Origin of the sequence: Paraburkholderia guartelaensis (assembly GCF_004353905.1) — a bacterium.
GTDB classification, from domain to species: domain Bacteria; phylum Pseudomonadota; class Gammaproteobacteria; order Burkholderiales; family Burkholderiaceae; genus Paraburkholderia; species Paraburkholderia guartelaensis.
The window spans coordinates 52096-66748 of sequence record NZ_SMOD01000043.1 but is presented as its reverse complement, the minus strand read 5'-3'; the positions used below and the strand labels follow the sequence as shown (position 1 = coordinate 66748).

Annotated in this window: 5 protein-coding genes and 1 pseudogene; 2 read left to right on the top strand and 4 right to left on the bottom strand. The window is 63.3% G+C overall.

Going from position 1 to position 14653, the window contains the following annotated elements; all coding sequences use genetic code 11:
• Together E1N52_RS35575 and E1N52_RS35570 are read right to left on the bottom strand one after the other, a co-directional pair.
• A pseudogene (locus E1N52_RS35575) lies at positions 1–172 on the bottom strand (IS5/IS1182 family transposase); the annotation flags it as partial.
• A 111-nt stretch (positions 173–283) separates the two neighbouring features.
• Entirely contained in the window at positions 284–1177 is an 894-nt protein-coding gene (locus E1N52_RS35570) for a protein kinase domain-containing protein (RefSeq protein WP_165979515.1), read from the bottom strand.
• Between the two features lie 356 nt (positions 1178–1533).
• Between E1N52_RS35570 and E1N52_RS35565 the strand changes: the two genes are divergently transcribed.
• Both E1N52_RS35565 and E1N52_RS44315 read left to right on the top strand, forming a co-directional pair.
• On the top strand, positions 1534–2841 hold the full coding sequence (locus E1N52_RS35565; protein ID WP_133188645.1) for an MFS transporter: 1308 nt from the start codon (positions 1534–1536) through the stop codon (positions 2839–2841).
• 254 nt (positions 2842–3095) lie between these two features.
• Positions 3096–3470, top strand: coding sequence for a response regulator (locus E1N52_RS44315; RefSeq protein WP_165979514.1), 375 nt, complete (start codon positions 3096–3098; stop codon positions 3468–3470).
• Positions 3471–3473: 3 nt separating this feature from the next.
• Here the strand turns inward: E1N52_RS44315 and E1N52_RS35555 are convergent, their stop codons facing one another.
• Together E1N52_RS35555 and E1N52_RS35550 are read right to left on the bottom strand one after the other, a co-directional pair.
• Positions 3474–8630: a trifunctional serine/threonine-protein kinase/ATP-binding protein/sensor histidine kinase gene (locus tag E1N52_RS35555; protein ID WP_133188641.1), complete on the bottom strand. Its 5157-nt coding sequence runs from the start codon at positions 8628–8630 to the stop codon at positions 3474–3476.
• Positions 8627–14653 (bottom strand): trifunctional serine/threonine-protein kinase/ATP-binding protein/sensor histidine kinase, encoded by a 6027-nt coding sequence (locus E1N52_RS35550; protein ID WP_165979513.1) that lies wholly within the window; start codon positions 14651–14653, stop codon positions 8627–8629. The genes E1N52_RS35555 and E1N52_RS35550 overlap by 4 nt, the downstream gene beginning before the upstream one ends.

Genomic DNA, 14653 nt, shown 5'->3' with positions numbered 1-14653 from the left:
GTGATGTTGCCGGCCGTCCCTTGCGCGACACGAAGCTCTCGCTCATTGCCACGCCCAGCCGATCCCAGTTGATCAGTTCAGCCAGCCGCACCAGCGGATGTTTCAGATTGATCTGCTCACGCAGCGGCTGCCGGAAGAAATCTCCTTCTGTCACAGGCGTCTTCGGACCCATCCGCACCTCGTCAGGATTTGCAGGATTCAAGCGTCAATATGCCTGGTCCCTGCAATTCCCACAACACCAATTCGGCCTCAGAGCCTTGCCGCATAAGCCTTCGCGGATTGTTCAAGGCCGACTATCGACACATTGCACGGCCCCAAGCGCGATAGCGGGCGCAGGCGCATCGTCCCCGCTCCCGGGAGCGTGCAGGGCCAGCAGATCCTTGACGACGTCGGTCGCGGCCTGGTAGCGCTCCTGAGGCTCCTTGGCGAGCAGCCGCAACAGAATGGGCAAAAGCTGCGGCGCAATGACTGAGGCGGCGCTCCCGTCCATCGGGCGCCTTGCGATATGCGCGTGAATTTCTTCGGACGGCGCGAGATTCGGAAAAAGCACGCTGCCCGTGAGCATCTGATAGAAGATGCACCCGAGCGAATACAGATCCGAGCGTGCGTCAACGGGACGGCGCAGCCGCCCTGTCGCTTCCGGCGCGACGTAATGCACGCGCTCCGGGTCGACGTTCGCGAGGATGTCGCTGTCGAACGCTTCGGCGTCCGGAACGGCGCGCAGCGCGCGAAAACCCGTGAGCCATGCGCGGCGCCCTTCGCTGTGCACCATGAAGTTTGCAGGCGTCAGCGCACCATGCACGAGCCCCGCGGCATGCGCCGATGCGAGAGCCAACGCCATACGCGCCGCGTGGCGCATGAATGCCTCGAGCGGCATGGCCGCGCCGACGAGCCCGTTCAACATCTGCCCCCGCGGGTCGTGCAGCAGCATCGCGGGATTCTGGTTGTGAATCACGAACTGGATGGGACGTAGCGCAAACCCGTGTTCGAGCCTGGCACGGATGCCGTATTCGTGACGCAGTTGGGCCAGCCCGGCCTCGGGCGCCGGCGACAGCGGGATGGCGGCCAGCACCGACGATCCCTGTTTTTCTACTCGATAAAGCTGCACTGCGCCGTCGCGCAACAGCATCAGCTTCGCATCGATCAAGCTGGTTGCCAGATCGGACGAATTGGCCATATTCCTGTCCGCAACCATGCCTTCCCTCCTTTTGTACGCTGTGGACATGGAAAATATCAATTCAGACCTGTTGGATTCAACCGGCAACGCAGCGTGCAATGCGCGCGATATTCGAGCAGCAAATGATTGTTCGAGAATTCTTTCCTAAATCATATCCGAATGACCTGATGCATTTATTTAGTTTTTTGTACAAAACCAATCGCACCTTCCTGGCTTGCCTTGCGTCTGGAATAGCGCGAATGGGTCAGGTGTTTTGATGGCCTGGTACGTTATCGGCGCCGAGGTCGGTTCATTGATCGTCCATTGCGCCCGCGCGCAGGGAACGTGCCGTCCCTCAACCCAAACTGGCCTCGCCGATGAATTCCCTCAATTCGCCTCAAATTCCCTTTGTGCCGCACCGCCCACTGGCGGGAAGCGATCACCGCACGCTCACATTGGCTGCGCTTGGCGGCGCACTCGAATTCTATGATTTCGTCATCTACGTATTTTTTGCCGCCACCATTGGCCAATTGTTCTTCCCGCCCGCCATTCCCGACTGGCTGCGCCAGATGCAAACGTTCGGCATTTTCGCAGCGGGCTACCTCGCGCGGCCGCTCGGCGGCGTGATCCTCGCGCATTTCGGCGATCTGGTCGGCCGCAAGCGCATGTTCACCCTGAGCGTGATGCTGATGGCGCTGCCCACGCTCCTCATGGGCCTGCTGCCGACTTTCGGGGCCATCGGCATTGCCGCACCCGTCCTGCTGCTGTTGTGCCGCGTGCTGCAAGGCGCAGCCGTGGGCGGTGAAGTACCCGGTGCCTGGGTGTTCGTTTCCGAGCACGTGCCGCCGCGCTATATCGGCTACGCGTGCGGCCTGCTCACCGGCGGCCTGACGTTTGGCATCCTGCTTGGCTCGCTGATCGCCTCGGGCGTGAATCATCACTATTCGCATGAGGAGATCGCCGCCTACGCATGGCGTATTCCCTTCGTGATCGGCGGCCTGTTTGGCATTCTCTCGGCCTTTTTGCGCCGCTGGCTCAACGAAACGCCGGTGTTCGTCGAAATGAAGGCGCGCCGCTCGCTCGCCACGGAAGTGCCGCTCAAAACCGTGCTGCGCGAGCATGGCCGTGCCGTGATCGTGTCGATGCTGCTCACGTGGACGCTCACCGCAGCGATTGTCGTCGTGATCCTCATGACGCCGACGCTCGTGGTTAAACGTTTTCATATCGATCCCGCCACCGCATTGCAGGCGAATTCGGCTGCGACGCTCTGCCTGTGCATCGGCTGCGTGATTGCAGGATCGCTGGCCGGGCGCATCGGCACGCGGCGCACGATCTTCGTTGGCAGCCTGCTGCTCGGCGCATCGTACTTCGCAATGCTTCGACACCTCGCCGCCGATCCGGGCGCGCTGCTGCCGCTCTATGCCGTGTCGGGTTTCTTTGTCGGCGCCGTGGCGGCCATTCCCGTCGCCATGGTCAATGCCTTTCCGCCCGCAGTGCGCTTCTCCGGCATCTCGTTCTCGTACAACGTGGCCTACGCGGTATTCGGCGGCCTGACGCCCGTTTTCGTATCGCTGATGCTGAAATGGAACCCGTCTGCCCCGGAACTCTATGTGGCCGCACTCTGCGTAATCGGCGCGCTGACGAGTCTCGCCTTGCCCCGCGCGTCCGGCGCGACGGCAAAATAACTTTCCATTCCGAAACTATTCGAAATGAATCGCTAGAAGCCTGCGCGGCCTGCACGCCCATCACGTGTGCCGCGCAGCGTTCGCACGCGCACTCACCTCCCAAATGGTTCATGCGTGCGTGCCGGTGTTGTAAAAATTCACACCCGCTATACAAGCGTATGATTCCGCCCGGCGAATTCCGTCATTACTATCAGCGCTGTCGACCCGCGCTGGCGTTTTGCTCCGGCGCGCCGTTGTTGTTCAGGAGATCATGCGTGTCCGCCGCTCATCACGTCTGTGTGGTCGACGACGATCAGTCGGTTCGGCTTGCACTTGCCAGCTTGCTTCGTTCGCTCGGCTACGAGGTCGAAACCTTCGAATCGGGGAACGACGTCCTGCGATGGCTTGCGCACAATCGCACCGCGTGCGTCGTCTCCGATCTCCAGATGCCGGGCATGTCCGGCCTGCAAATGTTCGAAGGCATGCTCGACATGGGTATCGATGCGCCGTTCGTGCTGATCACCGCGTATCCGGCCGCCGAAGTCGAGGCGCGGGCCATGTCGATCGGCGTGCGCGCGTTCCTCACGAAACCGGTCAGCGCGCAGGCACTGGCCATGCACGTCAAGCAGGCGGTCGCCCCATCCGGCTGAGTTTCAGGGCTGCATCTCGTCCGGCGCGGCGAACGCTGCGGCGAGTGAGAAAACGAAGCGCGCGCCGTGCGGCGTGTTCGGCTCGAACTCCAGCGTGCCGCCATGGCGCTCGACGATCGAGCGGCAGATCGACAGGCCGAGGCCCATGCCCGTCGCCTTGGTCGTCACGAACGGCTCGAACAGCGAACCCTCGACGCACGCCTGCAGCCCGGGGCCCGAGTCGGCCACGGTGATTTCGGCCCTCCCTCCCTCCACATGGCGACTGGACAGTTCGAGCACGCGGGCGCGCGAATCGACGCTTGCCATCGCCTCCACCGCGTTGACGATGAGATTGAGCGCGATCTGCTGGATCTGCACGCGGTCGCCTTTGACGAAAAACTCCGGCGCGATGCCGTTGTCGACTTCGACGTGGTTATTCTCGACCTCGGCGCCCGCGAGCAGCAGCGCTTCGGCAACCGCGCTCCTCAGGTCGAACACGGTTAGCGTGGGCGGTGCGTTCTTCGCCAGCTCGCGTATGCCATGAATGATGCTCGAGGCGCGCAGGCTTTCGCCCGCCACGAGCGCAAACAGCTTGCGCGCCTCCTCGAGCGCGGGCGGATCTCGCTCGAGCCAGTGCACGCCTGCCGAGGCAGACGAATGAATTGCGCTGATCGGCTGACTGATTTCATGCGCAATGGATGCCACCAGTTGGCCCATGGTCGTGAGGCGCGTCACGCGCGAAAGCTCGGCCATGGCGTTGCGCAGTGCTTCCTCCGTATGTGCAATCCGCTGATTCTGCTCGACGACATCTTGATAGAGGCGCGCGTTTTCGAGCGCGATGGCGGCCTGTGCGCCGAGCACGGAGAGCACCGCGATCTTGTCCTCGGTAAATGCGTTTTCGCTTAGCCGGTTCTCCAGAAAGATCACGCCGACCAGACCGCCTTGCTTGAGCAGCGGCAGGCAGAGCACCGACTTCGCCTGAGTTCTTCGCACATAGTCGTCGCGCGTATAACCGCCCTCTGTCGCCGCGCTGCCGAGCGCGAGCGGCTTTCCCGTGCGGATGACCGTTCGCACCAGCGTGAGCGGCAGGTCCTCGCTCGAAATCTCGCGCCGCACGACATTGACTTCGGCGAGTTCGGCGCGGGTCTCGGCCTCGGCGTGAATCTGCAAGCCGCCCTCGTGGTTCAGCGCGAGCACGCAACGCTGGGCGCCCGCGTGTTCGAGCGTCACGAGCGCGAGCGTTTCGATCAGACGGCTCAGCACGATCTCGCTGGATAGCGCGCTCGAAGCTTTGATGATCGCGGCAATATCGAGTTGCTGTGAGGGATAGTCGAAGGCCGGCATCGGCGCGCTGGCCGCGGCCTCCGTTTTGAGGCCGCGCTCCGTCATGGCGCGAACCTTGGCGTTCGCGCCCCACCATGCGTAGGCATGCGAAGCATCGCGCAAGTAGGCGTCGGCAATCGCGCCGCGGCCTTGCTGGCGATGAAATCCCGCCGCGAGTTCGCACGCGATCGCCTCGACATGCAGAATCCGCCGTTCGTGTGCGTGACGAATGGCCTTGTTATACAGGTGCTCCGCCTCGCGGGCGCGGCCGTCGAGCCGTGCGATTTCGGCATCGACGAGCGCGGCCCGCCCCATGAGGTTCGCGGGACCGACATGCGCCCACGCGGCGAGCGCCGCGCAATGCGCGTCGAGCGCTTCACGGTGCACGGCCCGTTCGTGCGGCGTGGCCGCTGTTTCACACTGCTTCGCTCGCATGAGTGCGCCAAAGAAGCGATATTCGATCAATTCGAGGAACATTCTCGATGCGCTGATCGACCGTCTTGCTGCCACCTCTGCCTCGAGCGCCGCTTCGAAATCGCCGGAAATAAAGCTCGCCTGAAGCATGCACGTCCAGTAGGCAAAGCCGACGCTCGTGTTGTTCGCTCGAACCGCTTCGATATCCCGCTTGTAGCCCTCGTCGCAGGGTTGCTCCGCGGTCTCGCGCCGTCCCGCATCGCCCAGTTGTTCGACGAGCTGGATCTGCGCGCGGAAAACGCCCGAATACAGATAGAAGCGAGACAACCTCGCGACGTTCAGACCGTTCTTCGCCTCCGCCAGCACTTCGTCCAGCGGCCGGCCCGCGAGCAGCAGCACGCTTACGACATTACGCGCGCCGGACACGTCGAATACCAGATCGCCGTCCTCTCTCGCCACCTTCTTCGCTTGCTCGATATAAGGCATGGCGTCCTGGGCCGGGCGGCTCCAGGGAATCACGAGGCTGCCAAAGCGCATGTAAATGCGCGCCTTGTAGCGTGACCGTTTGCAACGATCGACGACATCGACGGCCAGCTGCGCGAACTCGTAGCCCGTCCGGTAATCGCCGTAGCGTTCCGCAAAGACGAGATTCAGACACACGAAACCATATGCCGCGGAATCGGAAAGACCGTGCCGCAAACTCAGCAAGGTCAGGTTCAGCAGAATGACGTCGAGCAGGTTGGCGTTGAAAAAGAGCGCGGGCGGAATGAGATCGGCGAGCACATCGAGCGCGCAGCGCCACACCGGGTCTTCGACCCACGCGTGATCGGCAAGCTGCGCAACCGTTCTATCGCCTAGTTCGCCGCGCAATTGCCGGTAAAGGCGGTCGACCTCGCTGTCGGAAGGACGCTCTTCGACGTTCACGCCAAGCCGGGCCAGAAAATCGAGTCCCGTGGTCAGCGCCTGAATCTGCCGGTTCTGGGCCGTTTGCAGGCTCGCCGTCAAGCGCGTCAATTCCGCCCGCAACGCCATGCTCACCGGCTTGCGCCCGAGCGCCACGAGCCGCGCCTCGGCGGGCGCGAGCGTGCCGATCAGGCATTCCACGTCGGCCCGATGGAATTCCGTCCACTGCGCCGTGTCTTCGTCGGTGCTTTCGTCGATCAGCGCCGCCGCCGTTTCGAAATAGACGAGCGCCGACGTGTACGCGGTCGCCACCTTCGCTCTTTCCCCTGCGAGCAGATTGAGGTACGCAAAGCGCTTGCGCTCCTCGGGCGAGACGATCCGCGATGCCCCGCGATTGATCTGGTTCGCGACGACGAAGAGTTCGTCGCTCGGCTCGTCCTCGCGCAAGCGCATGGCGAGTCTGCGCCCGATGTCGAGGTGCAGGGCCGCCTTGTCGTCTTCGCTCATCGACCCGTACGCGGCCTCGCGAATGCGGTCGTGCTTGAAACGCAGCATATCCGCGTCGCGGTCGATGAGCGAAGCGTTGAACGCCTCGCGCAGACTCGCTTCCAGTGCCTGCTGCGTGAGGCTCGCTGCCGCCGCGAGATCCCCGAGCTTCGCGGCGCCGCCGAGGCTGGCAAAGACCTGCAAGGCGTAACGCGCGCCCTCGCCCAGCCGTGCGAAACGCAGCAGCATGAGGTCCGCCACGTTGTCCGAATACAGCTTGGCGCGAATGCGATCGACGTCCCGCAGGCGCAACGCGCCCTTTTCCTCGAATTCAATCAGCCCTTCGCTCGCGAGTTCCGCGGCAAGCTGAATCGTGAAAAACGGATTGCCGCCCGTCTTTTCCCGAATGATGTCGATCACCGGCAGCGACGCGTCGAGCTTGCAGCCCAGCGTATCGCCGACGAGGCGCGCCATGTCGCCGCGTTCGAGCGGCTCGACAGCAATCACCTGATGACGGTCTTTCGCCTCGGCAATCAGCCTGGCGAGCGCATGTTCCTGCGTCACTTCGTTGCTGCGAAACGCCGCGATCAGCATGACATGCGAGAGCTCGCCGTCACGGGTCAGATAGTCGAGAACCGTTAGCGTGCCTTCATCGACCCACTGCATGTCATCGAAGAACAGCACGAGCGGGCGCTCGGGCGGCACTACACCTTTGAGCAGATCGGCAATCGTGCGCAAATAAAGCGCTCTGTCTACGTTGAACTCTGTTTCGGTGTCGCTCGACAGATCGCCCAGTATCAGTTTCAGGTCGGGCAACAGGCCATAGAGAATCTCCGCGCGCTCGCCCATGCGTGCCACAAGGCGCTTGCGCGTCGCGGTGAAGCTCGCGTCTTCCTGGCCGAGAATCGGGCGTATGAGCCGCTCGAGCGCACGGGCCAGCGCGCCATAGGGTTGCGTCGAATCGAGCTGCTCGCACGTGCCCCGTGCGTACGAGATCGAATTCGTGCCGATCGCGCTAGCCCACTGATCGACCAGCGAAGATTTTCCGCTGCCCGAATATCCGGCGACGAAGACCAGTTCGACCGCGCCGCTCGCGCTCACGCGGCGCAAGGTAGCGTCGAGCACGTCCATCTGGCCGCGGCGGCCATAGAGCGCGCCCGTATGCCGGCTGTTCGCGACGCTCGCGTGCAGGTCCAGGGGAAACAAGGCGGGCCCGTTGCGCTCCGAGCCGGCGTTCAGGCAGCGCGTCAAATCGGCGTGCAGCCCCGCCGCCGACTGATAGCGGTCGTTGGGATTCTTGGCGAGCAGTTTCATGATGACCGCTTCTACCTGACGCGGCAATCCCGGCGCATAGGAGGAAGGACGCATGGGCTGCTTGGCGAGCTGCGCATGCGCGAGCGCCATTCTGTCCACACCCGTAAACGGCAGCACGCCTGTCAGCATTTCGTAGAACAGACAGCCCAGCGAATACAGATCGGCGCGGCAGTCCAGCATGCGCTCCATCCGTCCGCAAAGCTCCGGCGCCATGTATTCGATCGATCCGCTGCTGGCGTGATGCAGATTCGCTTCGCGATCCGAGCGATTGGCCATCATCGCGTGGCTAAAGCCAAGGAGGCACGCCGATTCTTCGGAATTGTCGAGCAGGATATGATCGGGATTCAAATCGCAATGAATCAGCCCGGCTCCATGGAGCGATTCCACCGCGGCGGAAATCGCTATCGCGGCGCGCAGAAAGCGCTCGAGCTTTTGCGTCGAACGCCAGCGCGCGCGCAAGAGCGTGCCGCCGGGGTCGCGCAACGCGAGCGCGAAAAAGCCGTTTTCGCGCAATAGCGCATAAGGCCGTGCAGCCCACGGCTCGGCGAGACGCGCGCGCAGCGCATATTCGTGCTCCAGCTGCGCGCGCCGCTCGTGCTCCTTCGGGCCGTCTTCCGTCACCACGAACAGCACGCGAGCGCCTTCCTTGTTCACGCCGCGATAGAGCGCTGGCGGCCCCGCCACCAATTGGGTGACATCGTAATCGGCCAGTTGATCCAGGATGGTTGTGGAATGGCTCATGCGGCTATCCCGTTCACGTGTGCCGCGACAACGTCGCCAGTGCCGCTTCCAGCCGCGCAAAGCTCGAAGCAGAACGTCGCGCCCGCGTCCTGATTGTTGAATGCCCAGATCGAACCGCGATGTTCCTCGATGATCGAGCGGCAAATGGACAGGCCTAGTCCCATGCCGTCCGACTTCGTCGTGAAGAACGGCTCGAACAGCCGGTCGACGATATCGGCAGCGATACCCGTACCCGAATCGCACACACACACTCTCACGGACTCCGCGCCAACGAGTTCCGCCGAGATTTTCAGCACCCGCGTACTGCCTGGGCACTTCAGGATCGAATGCATGCCATTGAAGATCAGGTTCATGATCACCTGCTGAATCTGGATCTTGTCGGCGGCCACTCTGGGCAAGCCGTCTTCGGCCACGACGCGCAGGCGAATATTGTTCTTCTCCATCTCCTGTCGAACGAGCGCAATCACTTCGGTGACCGTTTGCGTCAAATCGATTGCAGCGCGATTCGGGCGTTCCTTGCGCGCGAGCGCACGCAGGCGGTTGATCACTTCGCTCGCGCGGTCGGCGTCGCTCACGATGCGCGCGAGATTGTTGCGCGCTTCCGCGATCGAAGGCACCGCGCGGTCCAGCCAGCGCATCCCCGCCTCGCCATGCGTGATGATCGCCATCAGCGGCTGTTTTAGATCGTGCGCGAGCGAGGCCGTCAGCTCACCGAGCGTCGACACGCGCGTGACGTGCGTGAGTTCCGCCTGTGCACGCAGCAACGCGTTTTGCGCCTGGTGAATTTCGGTCATGTCGGCAAGAGCCCCGACGTATTCCACGGCGCGGCTGGCGGATTCGATCGGCCTCGCCATCATGCGCAGGTACTTCACCGCACCCGTCTCCACGCGCACGCGATACTCGGCCTCGATGATCGACGCGCCTTCCTCCGCTTCGCGCAGCGCGCGCCTCACCTGATCGACGTCGTCGGGATGAATGCGCTCCAGCATGAGATCCATGTGCGGCCGTGCGGGCTCGTCCATTTCGAGGATCCGGTAGGTTTGCGCGGAACACGTCATGTCGCGCGACTCGACATTCCAGCCAATACTGCCGATATTGCTGAGCCGCTGCGCTTCGGAGAGATACATCTCGCCGCGCCGCAAGGCGTCTTCATAGGCGCGCCGGTCCGTAATGTCGATCGTCGCGCCGATGTACTCGCGCGCGCCGCTCTCGTCGCTCGACCACGGGCGGAAGATTACCTGCAGGCGGCGCAAACTGCCGTCGTCCTGCACGGTCGAAAATTCGAAGCTATGGGTCGCGTCTTCGCTAATCGCTTTCACGAAGACTTCCTTGAAGCGCAGATGATCGTCGACGTGCACGCGTGCAAGACACATCTCGATCGTCGGCCGCTCGCAGGTGAAATCCACGCCCCACAACGCGTAGTTCTCACGCGACCACAGCAACTCGTTCGTGATCGTGTTCCAGATGAAGGTGCCCGTCTTGCTGATACGCTGGCCCTCTTCGAGGAACGCCTCGCTGCGTCTGAGCCGCGCTTCGGTCTGGCGGCGCTCGACGTTCTCGCGCTTGAGCGCGGAATAGAGTCTCGCGTTCTCGATGGAAATGGCGGCCTGGGTCGCCAGCATGTTCATCAGGTTGATGCGCGCGACATCGAACACGTATGGGGTGACACCGTTCTCCATGTACAGCACGCCGACCAGCCCCCCGTGCCGCAACAGCGGCAGGCAGAGAAGCGAGCGGCAGCGGCCTGTACTGAGGTAGCGGTCGTCGCAGAAATCGTTCGGCTCCGCGCCGTCGTCGATGACGACGTTCTCTTGAACCCTCATGACATGCCGAATGACGGTAAGCGGCGCCACGGTCTCACACAGGCCCATGTCGCGTGCCTCCACCGTGATGCCGTTCTGCGCGAAGCCGGCCTCCGCCACGATGCGAAAGCTCTCGCCCGACCACAGAATGAGCAGCGCACGCTGCGCGCCGCTGTGGCGCACCGCAATTTGCATGAACGCCTGCACCAGCTTGTCGAGGTCGATTTCACTGGAAACGGCCTGGGACAGTTGAACCATCGCCGCGACATCGACCGTGCCCAGTGGCGCGGCATGGCCGCCCGAGTTGAGCGCCGTGGACGCGGAATCACGCAGGTGATGAAACGCCTGCTCCAAACTGCGCACCTTGGCGTCGGCGCCCCAGCGCGCGTAGGCGTCCCGAGCCGAGCGCAGGCACGCGTGGGAAACCGCAGTCAGACCGCGTTGCAGATAGAAGTGCGCCGAGCATTCGCGCGCCATCGCCTCGTAATGCGGCTGCCCGTTCTCACGCGCCAGTTCGATGGCACGCTCGTATTCCTGCTCTGCCTGGACGTAATCGCCCACGAGCCGCGCATATTCGGCCGTGACGAGCGTATAGCGGCTGCCGAAGTTTTCTGGCGCGCTTTGTGCCCATGACTTGAGCCGGTCGATGGCGTCGATGAGTTCGCGCTCCATCAATTCGCGCGCGGCTTCCTGTCCAGCTTCTTGCCGCACTTCGTCGATCACGCGCATGAGCGCAAGCGCGCGAAGAAAGTAGTAGGTCACCTCGATCGGCATTGCCATCACCGCGCCCAGCAGCGGCTCGATCTCGCGCGCGCGTACAACGGTGGAGGCGAAGCGGCTGTGCAGAAAGTCCAGCTTCATTTCCATGATCGCCGCAAAGGCGATACCGCAGCCAAACTGGCTCTCGCGCACGACTGCGACGAGCGCTTCATGCGTAGAAGCCATGCCTTGATCCGCCGCATCGACGCCCTGCAAGCTCAGCAGGAACATCAATTCGAGTTCGATCGTGACGGAGATGGGCTTGTTGCGCAGCTCGTTCGCAAAACGCAGATTCTCGCGGCACAGGCTGGTCACCTCGTTGAGGTGCTCGCCGCGCTCATAGGCCTGCCAGATGCTCTCGAACGCGATATAGCCGGCGTAGATGAAGTCGCCCGCTTCCACGCACTGGCTCATCGCGCGGCTGAGCACGGGAATCGCCGCGCGAAACGGACGCCGCCAGATCAGGATGTGGTCGCCGTGCAGGTGCTGCAGCGTGCCGGTCAGACGCGATTCGCCATAACGCTCGTTCACGGCAAGCGCAAGTTCGGAAAAGCGCAGTGCGAGATCGAATTCGCGCGTGGTCCCGACCAGCAGCAACGCGTAGATGGCGTAGACATAGCCTGCCAGACGTGTGTTGCCGTGCGTCAGGCACAATTCGGCTGCCTTGAGCACGAGTATCGGGAACAGTTTCTGCACGCCGATATACGCACTCGGAATCGCATCGATGATGAGGCCGATCACGGCATCGTGCATGGGGTCTTCGAGGCAACCGCGCGTGAGGAGCGCCGCCACCTGATGCGGTGGGCACAGTTCACGCAACTCCGCGAGCTTTTGCGCGACCAGCGCATCGTCGATCCCTTCGCCCTGCACCTCGACGTTCAGCAGCGCCAGCGCCATGAGCGTCGTGTCGATCGCACGCCGGTAATCGCCCGACGCCTGGTGAATGCGGATCTCCATGCGCAACGCGGCGGCGCGTTTGAGCAGGCCGCCCGCGCGGTTGAACGCCTTGTGCGCCGTTTCGAGCGCCTGGCCGAAATCGCCCGTGAGGGACTCGCATTCGGCCATGTCGAGCAGTAGCCGGAATACGTCGATACGCGCCTCGCTCACGCCATACTGCACGATGAGCTTTTCCGCCTGAGCGAAATACTCGCGCGCGGAACTCCATGCGGCTGCCGCCTTGGCCGCGTTTCCCGCCTGCACGTCGAGTTCGGCAAGCCGCGCGCGGTCCGCTTGTGAAAGGATGCGCTGCGAGCGGTTCAAATGCCCGACCACCTCGAATACTTCCGCCGTGCTCGGGGCCGTTGGCATGGCGAACAGCAGATTGGTGCCGATCTGCGCGTGCGCGAGTTCACGCGCGGTTTCGCCCAGCATCGCATACGCGGCCTCCTGCACGCGGTCGTGCGCGAAGCGGTAGGCCTCTCCCTTGCGCGAGACGAGGCCCGCCGTCTCGGCTTCCCGCATCGTCGCCAGCACGCGGCGGCTGTCGGTGCCGAGCACGCGGGCCAGCGCGCCGACCCGCGCCGTGCCCCCTACGCAGGCAAAGAACGCCAGGACATGCTTGGTCTCGTCGTTCAGGCGCGTGAGACGCAGCGTGAGCAGATCCACCACATTGTCGGTGTAGCCCTTGTCGCGAATCTTGTCGATGTCCCACGTCCAGCCCACGCTGTACGCATCCGGCACGATGAGCCGGTCCTGAATCAGCTCGCGCAGGAATTCGATCGTGAAGAAAGGATTGCCGCCCGTCCTTTCGAAGATCACCGAAGCGAGCGGCGCGACGGCCTCGGGCGGCTCGACCAGTGTCTCGGCGATCAGCATCACGACGTCCGCGAGCGTGAGCGGCAACAGGCCGATTTTTTCGGTCACCTTTCGGCCGAACAGAATGCCGCTGAGGCGTTCGCTCGCCACGCGCGAGCGGCCCAGCTCGATGCTGCGATGCGCGAGCACCAGCAGAAGATTTTTTAGTTCGGCATCCGAAGCCAGCCCATCGATGAGTTCGAGCGTGCCGGAATCGAGCCATTGCACGTCGTCCAGAAAGAGCACGAGCGGCCGCTGCTTGTCCGAAAACAGCATGAGAAAGCGCTTGACGACCAGCAGAAAACGGTTGGTCGCCTCTTGCGGCGGCAGTGCTTCGATGGCGGGCTGCGGTCCCACCATGGCGCCGATCTCCGGCACCAGATTCACGATCAGTCGCCCGGCCTTCCCCACGGCGTCCTCGAAGCGGCCTTTCCATAGTGCGACTTCCGGGCCGGTCTGCCGCAAGAGCGGACGCACGAGCCCGCGTAGCACCTGGACAAAAGCCGCGTACGGCACGTTGTCGTTGTACTGATCGAACTTACCGAGCGTGAAATGAACGCCTGCCGAACCGATATTGCGCTTGAATTCCTCGATGAAAAACGTCTTGCCGACGCCCGGCTCGCCCTCGACGATCACCGCCATGGCGTCGCCGGTCTGGCGCACACGCTCCAGCGCGCCGTGCAGCTGTTCGAGTTCGCGCTGCCGCCCGTACGTACGCACGGGAAACACGGCTTGCGGTTGACGGTCACCCCGGCCGAGCAGCGCGGGCGAAACCCCTGTGCCCTGGGTCATTTCATCGAGGCAAAGCTGCAGATCGGCCTCGACGCCCGCGGCGCTTTGATACCGGTCGTCGGCGGCTTTGGCCAGCAGCTTGTTGATGACGAATTCGATCTCGGGACGGATTCCGGGAACGAGATTGCGCAGCGACCGCGGCGTGCTCACGAGATGCGAATAGATCCATTCGTCGCGCTCGCGCGCCTCGTACGGCATCTGCCCGGACAGTAGCTGATAGAGCAGCACGCCGAGCGAATACAAGTCGCTGCGCGGATCGCTGCGCTGGCTCACAGCACTGGTGCGCTCGGGCGCGAGATAAGGGAGCTGGGTCATGGGCACGAGGCCGAGTTCACCGCCACCCGCGTAATTGCCCTCGAAACCGCAAGCGCTGCCGAAGCCCGTGATCCACACGCGCTGTTCCCAGTCCGCAAACAGATTGGCGGGGCTCAGGTTGTGATGAACGAGCCCGTTGGCATGCATGCCCTTGAGCGCCGAAGCGAGCGACACGGCGAGCGCAAGAAAGCGCTGCGGCGAGCGGCCGAGCGCGATCTCGCCGCCGAGCGACACGCCCTCGCAATTGTGCAGCGTGAGGAGAAACTGGCCGCCCGAACGAAACAACTCGCGCGGGCGAATGCCCCACTGAGTGTCGATCGACTCGCGCAGGCTGTATTCTTTCTCGAACGAAGCGAGGAGTTCGCGCGACGCGCGCTCCTCGAACGGCGCCTTCACGATGAGCGGCTGCTCGCTCGCGTCGGTGATCACGCGGTACATCACCAGGTCGTCTTCGCGATGCAGCCGCTCCGCACAGACGATGCACCCGTGAGTTTCCGCGGCGCCCGTCACCTCCCAACCCGGGATATCGGCGGTCGCATGCCGGCCCGCTCTAGCTGCCAT